Genomic DNA, 13,700 nt, shown 5'->3' with positions numbered 1-13,700 from the left:
ACCATGACCACCGATACCGACTCCGACGACCCGATCCGCATCGCTTTCGTCTGCGTGCAAAACGCCGGCCGCTCCCAGATGTCGACCGCCTTCGCCGAGCGCGAACGCGAGCGTCGCGGCCTCGCGGACTCCCTCGAGATTCTGACCGGCGGCACGGACCCGGCCGACGAGGTTCACGCGGGCGTGATCGACGCCATGGCCGAACTCGAGTTCGACCTGTCCGACCGAACGCCGCGGGAGGTCACCACCGCGGAACTCCGCTCGTGTGACTACGTCGCGACGATGGGTTGTTCGACGCTCGAGCTGGGCGACGTCGACGGCGTCGACGTCCGCGACTGGGCGCTGCCCGATCCGGACGGCGGCGACCCCGAGGAGGTACGGGAGATCCGCGACGAGATCGAGCGCCGAGTGGCCGCGCTGTTCGACGAGTTCAGCGACGCACCCTGAGGGCGCCCTTAGCGCCCGATCGGGAGGTCTTCGCGGAACGGACGGTCGTGGGTGACCAGTTCGTGGACGCCGACGAGGACGACGACGGCCAGCGCGATGAGTGTGCCCTCGAGCGGCGACGCCAGCAGCCCCAGCGAGACGATCAGCGTCGTCGCGCAGGCGGGCGGGTGGACCGTCTCGGTCGCGAGCATCCCACCCGCGGTCAGTGCGACGGCGGCGACGCCGCTCGTGACCAGCCGTAGCTGGCCGACCGCGAACATCGGTGCAGCCGTCGTGACCGCGAGGCCGGGCGCGATGGTGTGGTAGGCGACGAGCCCGGCGACGATCCCGACGACGTGGCCGCCGATGACCCGCCGCGGCGCGGTCACCTCTCCCTCCCGAACTGTCGCCAGCAGGAACGCCGTGGGCCCCAGGCTCGGAAAGAGCAGCGCCTGCCCGGTCACCCACGCCAGCAGGCCCGGTACCGCGAGTAAGACGCCGGTGTACAGGGTCGAGAAGGCCGCGCCGTCCCTCATGCTCGAGGCGTTCGGGGGACGGACGGATATGCCGTTTGCTGTGACGATCACCGGCCGAACGCGCGAGCCGGTGTCGGAATTCGACCGTGAGCGACCACCGCTGCTCTTGCGTTCAGTTCCCGGCCGGTTCGCTGTCCGATACTGGCACACCCGGGGAAACCGGTACGGTCGCGGTCGCCCCCGATGCCGCCCGGAGGCCGAAAACGTAACGGCACCGCGCTTCGCAGGGACGCCCGTGACGCTCGCTGGTACCGTTGCGACCGGGCCGGACCTCCTTCGACTCGTCGCCGTCCCCGTCTTCGCCTGGACCGCCTACCGCGACATCGAGACCAGGCGCGTCTCGAGTACCGTCTGGATCCCCCTCGCGCTCCTCGGGGCCGTCCTGCTGCTCTGGGACGCCCGACTGGCGTGGGCTGCCGGCGGGACCGCCTGGAGCTACGACTTCCTCGTCCCGACGGCGATCAGCCTGGGACTGGTCGTCCCAATCGCCTACCTGTTCTGGTGGGTCGGCGGCTTCGGCGGGGCCGACGCGAAGGCCTTACTCGTCCTCGCGGTCCTTTTCCCGACCTTCCCCGAGTACGCGCTGGGGCCGGTGACACTGCCGCTCGAGCCGACCCGGATCGGTGCTTTCTCGTTTACGATCCTGACCAACGCCGTCCTCGTCGCGGTCGCGCTCCCGGTCGTGCTGGCGATCCGCAACGCCGCCGCGGGCCGGATCGCGCCCGTGATGCTCGTCGGCTGGCCGGTCCCGTGGGAGCGGATTCCGGAGACCCACGGCCGCCTGCTCGAGACGCCGACGGGGCTCTCGCGGGGCGGCCTCGACCTCGACGCCCTGCGGATGTACCTGCGCTGGCGGGGACTCTCGCTGGCGCAGTTGCGCGAAGCCCCCGAGCGGTACCGCGACCCCGCCACCCTCCCCGACGAGCCGAACCCGCCGACCGACGGTGCGGTGACTGCCGACGCCGATATCCGGGGCGACGGCGGCGCGCTCGAGGGGGCCGAAACCGAGACGGCCGCGACTGCGGCGACCGACTCGCAGGGAGTGCCCGCTGACGATCCGTGGGGTGCCGAGGCGTTCCTCGACGACATCGAGGGCTCGGCCTACGGGACGACGCCCGAGACGCTCCGGGAGGGACTCGAGGTGCTAAGCGAAAACGAGACGGTCTGGATCTCACCGGGAACGCCGTTCCTGGTGCCGATCTTCGCCGGGTTGGTGATCGCACTGGTCTACGGCGACCTGCTGCTCGGGACCCTACTCTAGGGTCCGCTCGTAGAGCGGCACCAGCGCCGTCCAGAAGAGGACGAACGCGACACCGAGCCCGATCAGGACGAGCCACGGGTCGCCCCGCCCGGTCGGCACGCCAGTCGAGAGCAGGACGAAGGTACCGGCAAACAGCAGACAGCAGACGAGGACGCTGCCGAGTTCGAGGACGGTGGCAACGGGGTGGGCGCGAAACTGGGCGACGATGCCGGCGAAGGCCATACGCCAGCGTCGCGTGCGGACGGCAAAAACGTCACGACAGCCATACCGTGGCAGCCAACGGGTCGTCCACCGACGGCACCGCCGTCAGTCCACGACGTAGGACTGGTGGTCGCCCCGTGTTTCGGTATCGACGAACTGGTGACGCGTTCCGTCTTCTAAATCGCCCGCGAACGAGGGATCATCCGCGTCGGTGTCGTACTCCGCGTTCGCCCCACGAAGGTCGTGGGCCGCAAGCAGCTCGCGGATCTCCGTCGGCATCGACTCCCCGTCCTCGAGGTCGACCAGCAGGTGGTGGTCGGTGAAACTCTTCGCGACGAACGCGTCGGCGACGGCCTCCTTCTCGCACAGCCGCGCCGCCAGCTCCCGCAGGGTCTCCTCCCGATCGCTCATTCGTTCCCGACCTCGGGGCGACGGTGCAAAGCCCTCGGGACGAATATATTCGCCGGCGGCGGACGACCGAGGGACGAGCGCTTCGCTCACGGAACGTGGCCGGCGCGCTCGAGCGGGTGGGCCGCTCGAGCGACGGCGAGAACTGAGCCGCCGATCTCAGGCGCTGGCCTCGATGTCGGCGGCGATGTCGTCGAGTTCGTCGTCGTCGAGATCCGGGCGGTCGCCCGCGACGGCGTGGATCGGGCCGCCGCCGTCGCCCTCGAACCGGGGGACGATGTGACAGTGGACGTGGGGTACTTCCTGGCCGGCTTCTTCGCCGTTGTTGAACGCGACGGTGGTCGCGTCGGCGTCGACCGCGTCCTCGACGACGGGGACCATGTGGTGGACGGTCTCGTAGAGGTCCGTGGCGACGTCGTCGGGGACGTCGTTCAGCCGCTCGTACTCGTCTTTCGGGATGACGAGCGTGTGGCCCGGCGCGAGCGGATTGGCATCCAGGAAGGCGATCGTCGTCTCGTCCTCGTACACGATCCGTGCGGGGATCTCCCCCGCCACGATCTGGCTGAAGATCGTACTCATACGCGGGTATGTGTCGTCTCGTCGTAAGAAGTTTACTTGCCGCTACCGCTGTCCCGGCCACGACACAGGTCGTCGAGCGTCTCGGCGATCGCCGCGAGATACTCTTCGGGTTCGTATCCCAGCCGGCCGATCCAGACGTCCTGATACGAGGGATGGAGGATCGGTACGAGCCACACGCCGAGGCGGTCACACCACACCGGCTCGAGGACGCTGTCGAGAAACCCCTCGAGGTCACGGCTCTCGGCCGCGAGTACCGTCTCCGTCGCGTGTTTGCCGGTCGCGAGGACGACCGTCGGATCGATCTCCTCGAGTTCGGTCAGCAGATGCGATCGGCAGTTCGTTCGTTCCTCGGGCGTCGGCTCGCGGTTGGTGGTGGGGTCGTCCGGATCGGCTGGAAAACACTTCACCGCGTTCGTGTAGTAGGCGTCGTCGCCGTAGCCGACTCGCTCGAGCATGCGCCGGATCCGGCGGCCGGAGTGACGCGAGGTGTAGGCCTTCCCGGTCCAGTTGCCGCCCTGCCAGCGGTCCGCGTCGGGGGTCCCGTAGCCGGGTGCTTCGCCGACGACCACGACGCTCGCGTCGAGCGGGCCGGTCCCCCACGAGATGCACTCGCGGCTCTCGGCCAGTTTCGGACAGCGCGTACAGTCGGTCTCGAGGACGTTGCGCTCGGTCGGAACGGCGGGATCGTCGCCGGTCGCCGACCCGTCGTCGGCGTCGGTCTCGGAATCGGACGCGGGCACGGTCCGGACTACGTTCCCAGCGGTTTAGCCGAGTCGGTTCCCGGCCGCGGCTGCCGGTCGAGTAGTCGTCGCCGACCGTGTGGATGCGTCGCACTCGAGGGGACAGGTTTACGTTGGGTGGGTGGGTAGAGAAGTCCTAATGACATCCCTCGGCCCGGAACTGCTCGCGGAATCACTGCAACTGGTCCTGTATACCGTCGTCGCCGGCGTCTTGACGGTCGGTGGCGTCCTCGTCGAGCAGGCGAGTCTCCAACACCTCGGTACCGGCGAGGCGATGATCGCCCTGTGGCTCGGCGCGCTCGGCGGCCTCATGCTGTATGCCGGTGCGTACGGCGTCGGCTACCAGAAGGTCCTCTCGGAGTACGTCTGAGTCGTCCGTTCGCCGGTCTATTTTGAACCCCGCGTCGCACCTGCTCTACCGACCAGCCGCTGACAGTACGTCACGGCCGATCGCACGTCCGTCGTGCGATCGTCGTGAGCGCCGCTTCGAATTCCGCTTGCCGGTCGTCAGTGGACGCCGGTCAGTTACGCTGCGTTGGTTTTCCAGACGACCGTCGAGCCGTCGGTGTCGATCCGGCTACTCTCACTGGCTTCGAGCAGCGTAGCCGCATCGACCGACACGTTGCCGCTGGACGGGGAGACGACGACTGCCGTCTCGGGGTTGTCACCCGGTGCAGTAGCGTCGACGTGTACGTCTCCGCTTGGCTCGACGCCGTGGACGGTCAGCGTGATCGTCTCGGCGGTCGGGAACCGATCCCGTAACCGCTCCGTCGCCGCTTCGTCGTTCGTCACGAGCGTTCGAACCGTCTCGAGTTCGGCGTCGGTCAGTTCATCGTTCGGATCGCGGACCGCGAGGTCGGCGTCGGTCGTCGCTCGATCGGTGTCGTCGGCGTCGGTATCGACGGTGAACGTCTCCCCGTCGTCGACGGTCGCTACCGATCGGATGTCGAACCGGGTGATGGACTCCACGGTGGACACCACGTCGGTCGTCAGTTCGTCCACGACTGCGCCGTCGTCGACGAGTGTGACCCGCCGATCGGACATGTCGATATCGGTCGATTCGGTGGCCTCGAGTCGGTGAGCCGACTCGACGGGCTCGGTGTCGGTGCCGACGACGTCGACGGTGCCGGTCTCGGTGTCGACCGTCGCCTCCAGCAGGGGACGCGCGTCCCCGTGTTCGGCCGTTCGGTCCGGATGGATACGGACGTGTGCGCTGTCGTCGTCTCGCTGTAGCGAGCCGTAGACTTCGAGGACGAGGTCGTCGTCCGTTCCGACGTGATCGCGGAGCCAGTCCCCGGCTTCGTCGTCGTTCAGTACCATCGCCGGTATCGCCTCGAGGTCGGCGGTTCGATCCGCGCCGAACCCGTCGTCTTCGGTCGAAACCGTGAACTCGTATCCGTCGACGTCGACCGTCGACTGGTGGTGCGGTTCGTCGGCCAGTTCGTCAGTCCCGGAACTCGCGCCGGTCGCGGCGGCGATGCCACCGGTCCCGATGGCAAGCAACACTGCGAGCGCGAGTGCGGTCAGTTTCGTTTTCGTTTGCATGATGTCTCTCTCGGGCGAGCGCGTCGACCGGCCGTCGACGAGCGTCGGTCGTTCGTCGGGTCGGTCGTTCGCGCCGCCCGGTTACGGGTCGTTTGAAAGCCCCCTTAGTCACCCGTTGAAAACGTGTTTCGGAACGGTTACGGGCCGAATTTCGGCCGATACGCCGGTTGTGGCTACAACAGCAAGACCGTGTTCCCCATCCCGCGGCGCTTCCGCTCGACGAGGTTCTTGGTCTCGAGGCCGTCCAATCCCCGACTGACGGTCGCTTTCGAGAGGTCGGTCCGCTCGACGATCTCGCTCTGGGGCAACACGCCGTCGGCCTCGAGCAGCGTCTCGTAGATCGTCCGCTCGTTGTTCGCGAGCCGCTCGGCCGTCTCCTCCCACTCCCGGCGGCGGGCCTCGAGGAGTTCGTCGCTCGGTTCGCCGTTGGGTTCCGTCTCGACGGGAGCCGGCCCCGCTACGTCCCCGTCGCTGGTTCGCCGTTCCCGTGCGCTCGCCGGGTCCCCGACAGACCCGCCGAGGAGGACGTACGTGCCGCTCGCACCGAGCGAACACGCCGCGATCGCGATTACTGCAACGTCGGTGTATTCGAAGTAACCGCCCAGCTCGGCGACTTCGGTCCCGTTTTCGCCGACCGTGACCATGACCGGCGACGGGTTGATCAGCTGGATCGCCAGTACGACCGTCGATGCGAGAAAGAGGACCGCCGCAAAGAGTTGTCTCGTGTGGAGGGCCCGCAGATCCATAGTTCGCCATTCGAACACGTCTCCTAATGACCACCGATTCTGACCGGGAGAACCGCCGTGAAACACCACTGAAACGCGCTTGAAACGCGTTTCAAACGAGTTTCGACACAACGTTGATGAGGGCTTCCGGACAACGGAGAACGTATGAACCGTCCCGTCGCCGTCCGGCTGATCGCGCTGCTCGCTCTCGCGTCGTTCGGCGTCGGAACGGCGTGGGCGGGGGCCGCCGTCGGACTCGGCGACCCGATCGCGACCGGCTCCGGCGGCGAGTTCAGCGTCTCCGAGAACGGGGTGACGTTTTCGGACGGCGACAGCGAGGTCACCGTCCTCGAGAACGTCTCCGGAACCGAATCGATCGAGATCGCGGCGGCCGACGGTCGGCTGACCGTCGATTCCGAGCCGGCCGATCCGCTGACGGACGCGGAACGAGACCGCGCGCTCGAGATCGCGCGCGCCAACGAGACCGTCACGCGGCGGCTCGAATCGATGGACGAGTACGAACTCGCGGTCGAACCCATCAAGGGGATCCACGCCGACTCGATGCACCGGATGTCGATCTCCCTCTCGGAGACGACGACCGTCGAGGCGGAAAACGGGACCACGGCCCGGACGTTCACCGGCGAATCCGGGGACTTCACCGTCGAGCGCGGAGACGACGCCGTCGTGGTTTCGCCGGCCGAGCAGACGTACGCCGAGGACGACGTCACCGTCGAGATCAGCGATCCCGACTCGAATGAGGTACGATACGAAGCGCAGGTCGATCTGGCGGCCGAGCGGGTCGTCGTCGTCACGGACTGAGCTGCCCGCCACGACGCCGAGCCGACACTGCGGCTAGCGCGGGACCCGCGATATCGATTCCTCTTTACTGCCGGAGGCGATTAGGTCGGGTATGAGCAGGTTCGCCGAGGTCGACGACCAGTACGACCCCCACGAACTCGAGCAGCGGGTCTTCGAGTACTGGGACGACGTCGACGCCTACGAGCAGACGGTCGAGCATCGGTCGGACGGTGAGTCCTTCTTCTTCGTCGACGGCCCGCCGTACACGTCGGGTTCGGCCCACATGGGGACGACCTGGAACAAGTCGCTGAAGGACGTCTACCTCCGCTTCTTCCGAATGCAGGGGTACGACGTCACCGACCGTCCGGGCTACGACATGCACGGGCTCCCGATCGAGACCCGCGTCGAGGAGCGGCTGGGTTTCGAGAACAAGAAGGACATCGAGGAGTTCGGCGAGGAGAACTTCATCCAGGAGTGCAAGGACTACGCCGACGAGCAACTCGAGGGCCTGCAGGCGGACTTCCAGGACTTCGGCGTCTGGATGGACTGGGACGACCCCTACCGGACGGTCGAACCGGAGTACATGGAGGCCGCCTGGTGGGGCTTTTCGAACGCCGCCGACCGCGGACTCGTCGAGAAGGGCCACCGCTCGATCTCGCAGTGTCCCCGGTGTGAGACCGCGATCGCGAACAACGAGGTCGAGTACGAGGACGTCGAGGACCCCTCGATCTACGTCAAGTTCGACCTCGAGGATCGGGACGGGAAACTCGTCATCTGGACGACGACCCCGTGGACCATCCCCGCCAACACCTTCGTCGCCGTCGACGAGGCGGGCGACTACGTCGGTGTCCGCGCGGAGAAGGACGGCGAGGAGGAACTGCTGTACGTCGCCGAACCGAAGTTCGAGGACGTGCTGAAAGCGGGCCGCTACGACGACTACGAGGTCGTCGAAGAACACACCGGCGAGGACCTGCTGGGCTGGGCCTACGACCACCCGATGGCCGACCGCGTTCCGGACCATCCCGACCACGAGGGGGCCTGTCAGGTCTATGCCGCCGACTACGTCGACACGCACGGCGACGGTACCGGCCTCGTCCACTCCGCGCCCGGCCACGGTGAGGAGGACTTCGAGCGCGGTCGCGAACTGGACTTCCCGATCTTCTGTCCAGTCGGCAGCGACGGCGTCTACACCGACGACGGCGGGGCGTACGAGGGTCAGTTCGTCCGCGACGCCAACGAGGAGATCATCGCCGACCTCGAGGCCGACGGCGACCTGCTCGCGTCGGAGACGATCTCCCACAGCTACGGCCACTGCTGGCGCTGTGACACGGGGATCGTCCAGATCGTCACCGACCAGTGGTTCATCACGATCACCGACGTGAAAGACGAGCTGCTCGAGAACATCGAGGACAGCGAGTGGCACCCCGAGTGGGCCCGCGACAACCGCTTCCGGGACTTCGTCGAGGAAGCGCCGGACTGGAACGTCTCCCGCCAGCGCTACTGGGGCATCCCGCTGCCCGTCTGGACCCCCGAGGACCGCGACGACGACGAGGACCGAATCGTCATCAGCGACCGCGAGGAACTCGCCGAGCGGGTCGATCAGGAGATCGATTCCCAAACCGTGGACCTCCACAAGGACACCGTCGACGAGTTGACGATCACCGAGGACGGCACCACCTACACCCGCGTCCCCGACGTCTTCGACGTCTGGCTCGACTCCTCGGTCGCCTCGTGGGGCACCCTGAACTACCCCGAGGACGACAGCCGGTTCGACGAACTCTGGCCCGCCGACTTCATCCTCGAGGCCCACGACCAGACCCGGGGCTGGTTCTGGTCCCAGCTGGGGATGGGCACCGCCGCGCTCGGCGAGAGTCCCTATCAGGAGGTCCTGATGCACGGCCACGCGCTGATGCCCGACGGCCGCGCGATGAGCAAGTCCAAGGACATCCTGATCGATCCCCACGAGGCGATCGACCGCCACGGCCGGGACGTGATGCGGCTGTTCCTGCTGTCGAACAACCCACAGGGCGAGGACATGCGCTTCGACTGGGACGGGATGCAGACGATGGAGAACCACCTCCGGACGCTGTGGAACGTCTTCCGGTTCCCGCTGCCGTACATGCGGTTGGACGAGTTCGATCCCACCGAGACGACCCTCGAGTCGGTCGACGACCACCTCGAGCCCCTCGACGAGTGGGTCCTTGCTCGACTGCAGTCCACGAAAGCCGAGATGACCGCGGCGTTCGAGGAGTTCCGCCAGGACAAGGCGATCGATGCCCTCCTCGAGTTCGTCGTCGAGGACGTCTCGCGGTTCTACGTGCAGGCGGTCCGCGAGCGCATGTGGGACGAGGCCGACAGCGACTCGAAGCAGGCCGCCTACGCGACGCTCTACCGCGTGCTGCGGGAGACGGTCGCGCTACTTGCTCCCTATGCGCCGTTCATCAGCGAGGAGATCTACGGGACGCTGACCGGCGACGACGGCCACCCGACCGTCCACATGGAGGACTGGCCCGCCGTCGAGGAGTACTGGGCCGACGAGCAACTCGAGACCGACGTCGCGCTCCTCCGCGCGATCGAGGAGGCCGGCGCGAACGCCCGTCAGCAGGCTGGCCGGAAGCTGCGCTGGCCCGTTCCGCGCGTCGTCGTCGCCGCCGACGACGAGCGGGTCGTCGAGGCCGTGTCCCGCCACCCTGGCCTGCTCGAGGAGCGACTCAACGCCCGTGAGATCGAACTCGTCTCGCCCGACGAACGCTGGGGCGAACTCTCCTACAGCGCCGAGGCCGACATGAGCGAACTCGGGCCGGCCTTCGGCGACCGCGCCGGGCAGGTCATGAACGCGCTCAACGAGGCCCGCATCGACGAGCCCGGCCTCGAGGCGATCGAAGACGCCGTGTCCGATGTCCTCGAGGACGACGAGGGGATCACCGACGAGATGGTTTCCTTCGTCACCCAGACCCCCGACGGCGTCGCCGGCACCGCCTTCGGCCTCGACGGCGACGACCGCGGCGTCGTCTACGTCGACGCCTCGCTGACCGACGACATCGAGAGCGAGGGCTACGCTCGCGAGGTCATTCGCCGGGTCCAGGAGATGCGTAAGGACCTCGACCTCGACGTCGAGGAACGGATCGCGCTGGATCTCACGATCGAGGACGACCGCGTGGCCGATCTCGTCGCCGAGCGCACGGACCTCATCAGCGAGGAAGTCCGTGCCGACGAGCGCCGCGAGGTCGAGGACGGCCACCGCAAGGAGTGGGAGGTCGAAGGTGTGACGATGGAAATCGCGCTCGAGCCGCTGGCGGCTGCTGAAGCCTCCGATTAAGTCCCGTCGAGCGTAGCGAGACGGCTTTTTTGGTCCAGATTTTTACGCGAGTGGTGAGGGAGTGGAACGACCGAACCCGACGCGTAAAAAGGTGGATGCCGAGATCGCGCTCGAGCCGCTGGCGGCTGCTGAAGCCTCCGATTAAGTTCCGCCGAGCGTAGCGAGACGGCTTTTTTGGTCCAGATTTTTACGCGAGTGGTGAGGGAGGAAAGCGAGGGCGAACAGAGTGAGTCCTCGGACAGCGAGCGGTGACCAACGGGAACCGTGAGCAGCGACCGAACCCGACGCGTAAAAAGGTGGATGCCGAGATCGCGCTCGAGCCGCTGGCGGCCGCCGAGCCGTCGGACTGAGACCGGGAGGCGAAGCCGACCGGTCTGCGTTTTGGAATCTCGAGAAACTCGCGATGGCCGCTCTTTCGTCGTCGAGTGACACTACGGCTGCCATAAAAGTCTTGTCCGCTGATTCACCAGTGGGGGGTAGTGACCTCCCGGTTCGTGACCCTCGCGTTCGTCGTCTTGCTCGCCTGTAGCCTCCCGGCCGGCATCGCCGCCGGGACACCGACCGATCGAGCGCCCGCGAGCGCCGATCTCGGGAGTCCGTCCGTCGGCGCGGCAGCGACTGGGAGTTCGTCGGACGTCCTCCATCGAACGACGACGCTCCGCCATCGGCCGACCGACACCGACGTCTTCGAGACGGAAACGACGTTTCGGGTGCCCGACTCGGTGACTGAACTCGAGATCGAACTCGAGCGAGGTGCGACCGTCGAGTCGATGACGGGGTTCGAGCGGACCGGCGAGCGGACCCTCGAGTGGACGGAGACGACCGACGAGCCGACGGTCCGATATACGATGCCGGCCGACCGAACGGGTTCGCAGGGTGCCGGCGCGACCGGCGAAGGGTATTCCTTCGTCGACACTGGCGAGTGGGCGGTCGTCCCGGTCCCGGACGTGGCGATCTCGCTGCGTCGGACGGATCCGGTCGGCATCGAGGAGACGGTTCGGGTGGACGGCCCCGGCGCGACCGGCGGCGATATCGCCTTCTTCGGCGCGGTGACCGAACGCGAACGGACCGTCGATGGGGAGCGGTTCCGGCTGGCCGTCCCCGAGGCCGCGACGCTCGAGGAGTCGCCCGACGCGATCCTCACGGCGCTGGCCGACGCGAGCGACCGGCTCGAGGTCGGAGCGCGACCCGACGAGACGTTCGTCGTCGCGGTCCCCGACACCGTCGACTGGGGTCCCCGGGGCATCCAGTACGGCGAGTCCGACGCCTGGGTCGTCGCGGACGAACCGCTCGACAGTCCGAACCCGGCCTGGCTCCACGAGTACGTCCACGTCCGCCAGCGCTTTGCCAACACCGCCGACGGGACGACGACCGAGACGGAGTGGGTCGTCGAGGGACAGGCCGATTACCACGCTGGACTGCTGGCTCTCGAGGCCGGTTATACCGATTTCGAGGGGTTCAGCCGACTGCTCGAGCGCGGGACGGAGTCGCCCTACGCCGACGGCGCGCTCGCCGACCCCGGGACGTGGGAGCACGAACGGACCGATTACGTCAAAGGCGCGCTCGTGGCCGGCGAGATCGACCGCCAGTTACGCGTTGCGACCGACGGTGATCGAACGCTGGCGGACATCGTCCGGGACCTGAACGCCGACGACGATGCGGCGACCGAGGCAGACCTCCTGGGCTCGATCGAGGCCTACGGCGGGACGGCCGTCCGGACCGACGCCGAGCGCTACACTCGCACGGACGCGACGCCCGACGTGTGGAGTCGAGCGGACCACCGGGCCGCGTTCGACCAGTCGGTCGCGAGCTTCGAGTACGGGTTCGGGACGGGTCCGACCGAGGTCGCCGGCGAGGAGTGGCCGCGGTGGTCGGCGTCCGAGGCGGGCGTCGACGCCGGCACTGACGAGGTGATCGTCGTGCCCGCCGGCGAGTCGGTGACGCTCCCGGCGACGGTCACCAACGTCGGCGAGCACGAGGGGACGTACGATTTGACGCTGGGGGCCGACGGCCGAACCGTCGCTCATCGGCAGGGGACGCTCGCACCCGGCGGGGAGCGCTCTCACCGGCTCTCGTGGACGCCCGAAGACCCCGGGACGTACGTCCTGCGCGTCGGTTCGGAGCGGCTGACGGCCGTCGTCCGCTCGTCGCCGAGCGTGACCGTCACCGACCTCCGGCTCGAGCCCGAGGCGGTCGACCCCGGCGAGCCGGTGACGGCGACCGCCACCGTCGAAGCCGCCGGCGACGGGTCCGGGGCTGCCGTTCTCGCGTTCCGAACCGTCGACGGCGTCGCCGCCAAGCGACCGGTAGCGGTTCGTCCCGACGGGACGGCGACGGTCGAAGCCGAACTCCGGTTCGACGAGGCGAGTCGGTACGAGGTCGGCGTCGGCGAGCGAACGGCGACGGTCAGCGTCGGCGAGACGGGGCCGGCCGCGGCGATCGACGACGTCCCCGGCTTCGGGGTTTTGGCGACGCTCGGCGCGTTCCTTCTGCTGGTCGTGACCGTTCTGGCGGCTCGGCGACGATAATTCCCGTGCCGGCACTCACTCGAAGTCGACCCGGAACCGACAGGCGTCGGCCCCGTCCGCGACGCAGTCGGTTTTCGTGACCGTCGCGTCGGCGTCGAACGCAGCGACGAGCCCGTCGAGAATTCCGTGGGCGAGCCCGCAGTACTGGCGATCTCGGTGAGTGTCGTACGTGACGATCGCGTGATCGGACTCGCGAGTACAGGACAACTTCGGCAGCGACGTCTCGTCGGTTGCGGTTTCGATGTCGTCGTAGACGTCTTCGAGACCGACCAGCAACTCGGGGAGGTCCCAGTCGCTGCCGACGTGTGCGCTGAACGTCGAGAGTAGTTCCGGGGCCAGCCGCCGGCCGAAATCGCGTTCGATCGCGGCCCTGTCCTGCGACGCCATCCCCGAGAGCGTCTCGAGGATGGCGTCGATCTCGTCGTCGTCGTAATGCGAGACGGGCAGGTACAGCTGCGGCTCCAGTTCCGAGCGCTCGACGATCGTGTCCCAGGTGTCGTCGTCGGTCCGTTCGACGACGTACTCCTCGAGGGTCTTGTGGACGATTCCGTGCATCGGGCTCCCCCGCGTCGCCGAGCGGTCGATCCGACCGCAGTCGTGCGACGCGATACCACCTAGACCCGTGTCCGGCGGC

General features: G+C 67.7%; 14 protein-coding genes. 6 read left to right on the top strand and 8 right to left on the bottom strand.

Going from position 1 to position 13,700, the window contains the following annotated elements:
* The first annotated feature begins 3 nt into the window (after nt 1–3).
* On the top strand, nt 4–447 hold the full coding sequence (locus tag ACERIM_RS08500) for a low molecular weight phosphatase family protein (RefSeq protein WP_373632083.1): 444 nt from the start codon (nt 4–6) through the stop codon (nt 445–447).
* Between the two features lie 8 nt (nt 448–455).
* Here ACERIM_RS08500 and ACERIM_RS08495 read toward each other — a convergent pair whose 3' ends face one another.
* The gene (locus ACERIM_RS08495) at nt 456–962 is read right to left on the bottom strand and encodes an HPP family protein (protein ID WP_006648517.1); all 507 of its coding nucleotides are present in this window, start codon (nt 960–962) and stop codon (nt 456–458) included.
* Nucleotides 963–1,197: 235 nt separating this feature from the next.
* On the opposite strand from ACERIM_RS08495, the gene ACERIM_RS08490 reads away from it, so the two are divergent.
* Nucleotides 1,198–2,223: an A24 family peptidase gene (locus ACERIM_RS08490; RefSeq protein ID WP_049905494.1), complete on the top strand. Its 1,026-nt coding sequence runs from the start codon at nt 1,198–1,200 to the stop codon at nt 2,221–2,223.
* On the opposite strand, the gene ACERIM_RS08485 is transcribed toward ACERIM_RS08490, so the two are convergent.
* The 4 genes from ACERIM_RS08485 to ACERIM_RS08470 all read right to left on the bottom strand — a co-directional run bounded on the left by ACERIM_RS08485 (nt 2,215) and on the right by ACERIM_RS08470 (nt 4,151).
* The gene (locus tag ACERIM_RS08485; protein ID WP_006648519.1) at nt 2,215–2,445 is read right to left on the bottom strand and encodes a hypothetical protein; all 231 of its coding nucleotides are present in this window, start codon (nt 2,443–2,445) and stop codon (nt 2,215–2,217) included. The genes ACERIM_RS08490 and ACERIM_RS08485 overlap by 9 nt on opposite strands.
* An 84-nt stretch (nt 2,446–2,529) precedes the next feature.
* A complete protein-coding gene (locus tag ACERIM_RS08480; RefSeq protein WP_006648520.1) occupies nt 2,530–2,835 on the bottom strand; it encodes a hypothetical protein in 306 nt (101 codons plus the stop codon).
* Nucleotides 2,836–2,991: 156 nt separating this feature from the next.
* A complete protein-coding gene (locus ACERIM_RS08475; protein ID WP_373632081.1) occupies nt 2,992–3,411 on the bottom strand; it encodes an HIT family protein in 420 nt (139 codons plus the stop codon).
* A 32-nt stretch (nt 3,412–3,443) separates the two neighbouring features.
* Nucleotides 3,444–4,151 (bottom strand): uracil-DNA glycosylase family protein, encoded by a 708-nt coding sequence (locus ACERIM_RS08470; RefSeq protein WP_373632079.1) that lies wholly within the window; start codon nt 4,149–4,151, stop codon nt 3,444–3,446.
* Nucleotides 4,152–4,290: 139 nt separating this feature from the next.
* Between ACERIM_RS08470 and ACERIM_RS08465 the strand changes: the two genes are divergently transcribed.
* A complete protein-coding gene (locus tag ACERIM_RS08465) occupies nt 4,291–4,521 on the top strand; it encodes a hypothetical protein (protein WP_006648523.1) in 231 nt (76 codons plus the stop codon).
* Nucleotides 4,522–4,676: 155 nt separating this feature from the next.
* Here ACERIM_RS08465 and ACERIM_RS08460 read toward each other — a convergent pair whose 3' ends face one another.
* Nucleotides 4,677–5,696 carry a hypothetical protein gene (locus ACERIM_RS08460; protein ID WP_373632077.1) on the bottom strand — a complete coding sequence of 340 codons (1,020 nt, stop codon included), beginning with the start codon at nt 5,694–5,696 and terminating at the stop codon, nt 4,677–4,679.
* 173 nt (nt 5,697–5,869) lie between these two features.
* Nucleotides 5,870–6,442, bottom strand: a complete 573-nt coding sequence (locus ACERIM_RS08455; protein ID WP_373632075.1) for a helix-turn-helix transcriptional regulator — start codon at nt 6,440–6,442, stop codon at nt 5,870–5,872.
* A gap of 144 nt (nt 6,443–6,586) precedes the next feature.
* Between ACERIM_RS08455 and ACERIM_RS08450 the strand changes: the two genes are divergently transcribed.
* The 3 genes from ACERIM_RS08450 to ACERIM_RS08440 all read left to right on the top strand — a co-directional run bounded on the left by ACERIM_RS08450 (nt 6,587) and on the right by ACERIM_RS08440 (nt 13,066).
* A complete protein-coding gene (locus tag ACERIM_RS08450) occupies nt 6,587–7,240 on the top strand; it encodes a hypothetical protein (RefSeq protein WP_373632074.1) in 654 nt (217 codons plus the stop codon).
* Nucleotides 7,241–7,331: 91 nt separating this feature from the next.
* Complete coding sequence (ileS, locus tag ACERIM_RS08445) at nt 7,332–10,538, top strand: isoleucine--tRNA ligase (RefSeq protein WP_373632073.1); 3,207 nt, start codon at nt 7,332–7,334, stop codon at nt 10,536–10,538.
* A gap of 479 nt (nt 10,539–11,017) precedes the next feature.
* Nucleotides 11,018–13,066, top strand: coding sequence for a hypothetical protein (locus ACERIM_RS08440; RefSeq protein WP_373632070.1), 2,049 nt, complete (start codon nt 11,018–11,020; stop codon nt 13,064–13,066).
* 15 nt (nt 13,067–13,081) lie between these two features.
* Here the strand turns inward: ACERIM_RS08440 and ACERIM_RS08435 are convergent, their stop codons facing one another.
* Nucleotides 13,082–13,621 carry a heme NO-binding domain-containing protein gene (locus tag ACERIM_RS08435; protein ID WP_373632068.1) on the bottom strand — a complete coding sequence of 180 codons (540 nt, stop codon included), beginning with the start codon at nt 13,619–13,621 and terminating at the stop codon, nt 13,082–13,084.
* Nucleotides 13,622–13,700 lie beyond the last annotated feature (79 nt).

This window comes from Natrinema sp. H-ect1 (assembly GCF_041821105.1).
In the GTDB taxonomy this organism is placed as follows: Archaea; Halobacteriota; Halobacteria; order Halobacteriales; family Natrialbaceae; genus Natrinema; species Natrinema thermotolerans.
Note: the sequence above shows the minus strand (reverse complement) of the source record. Positions and strands in the feature narration are given on the sequence as shown.

What these genes read in the sequence shown, in the direction of transcription:
- ACERIM_RS08495 (WP_006648517.1), bottom strand. Translation starts at nt 962, where the DNA reads ATGAGGGACGGCGCGGCCTTCTCGACCCTGTACACCGGCGTCTTACTC.
- ACERIM_RS08480 (WP_006648520.1), bottom strand. Translation starts at nt 2,835, where the DNA reads ATGAGCGATCGGGAGGAGACCCTGCGGGAGCTGGCGGCGCGGCTGTGC.
- ACERIM_RS08435 (WP_373632068.1), bottom strand. Translation starts at nt 13,621, where the DNA reads ATGCACGGAATCGTCCACAAGACCCTCGAGGAGTACGTCGTCGAACGG.
- ACERIM_RS08475 (WP_373632081.1), bottom strand. Translation starts at nt 3,411, where the DNA reads ATGAGTACGATCTTCAGCCAGATCGTGGCGGGGGAGATCCCCGCACGG.
- ileS (WP_373632073.1), top strand. Translation starts at nt 7,332, where the DNA reads ATGAGCAGGTTCGCCGAGGTCGACGACCAGTACGACCCCCACGAACTC.
- ACERIM_RS08485 (WP_006648519.1), bottom strand. Translation starts at nt 2,445, where the DNA reads ATGGCCTTCGCCGGCATCGTCGCCCAGTTTCGCGCCCACCCCGTTGCC.
- ACERIM_RS08455 (WP_373632075.1), bottom strand. Translation starts at nt 6,442, where the DNA reads ATGGATCTGCGGGCCCTCCACACGAGACAACTCTTTGCGGCGGTCCTC.
- ACERIM_RS08450 (WP_373632074.1), top strand. Translation starts at nt 6,587, where the DNA reads ATGAACCGTCCCGTCGCCGTCCGGCTGATCGCGCTGCTCGCTCTCGCG.
- ACERIM_RS08500 (WP_373632083.1), top strand. Translation starts at nt 4, where the DNA reads ATGACCACCGATACCGACTCCGACGACCCGATCCGCATCGCTTTCGTC.
- ACERIM_RS08460 (WP_373632077.1), bottom strand. Translation starts at nt 5,696, where the DNA reads ATGCAAACGAAAACGAAACTGACCGCACTCGCGCTCGCAGTGTTGCTT.
- ACERIM_RS08465 (WP_006648523.1), top strand. Translation starts at nt 4,291, where the DNA reads ATGACATCCCTCGGCCCGGAACTGCTCGCGGAATCACTGCAACTGGTC.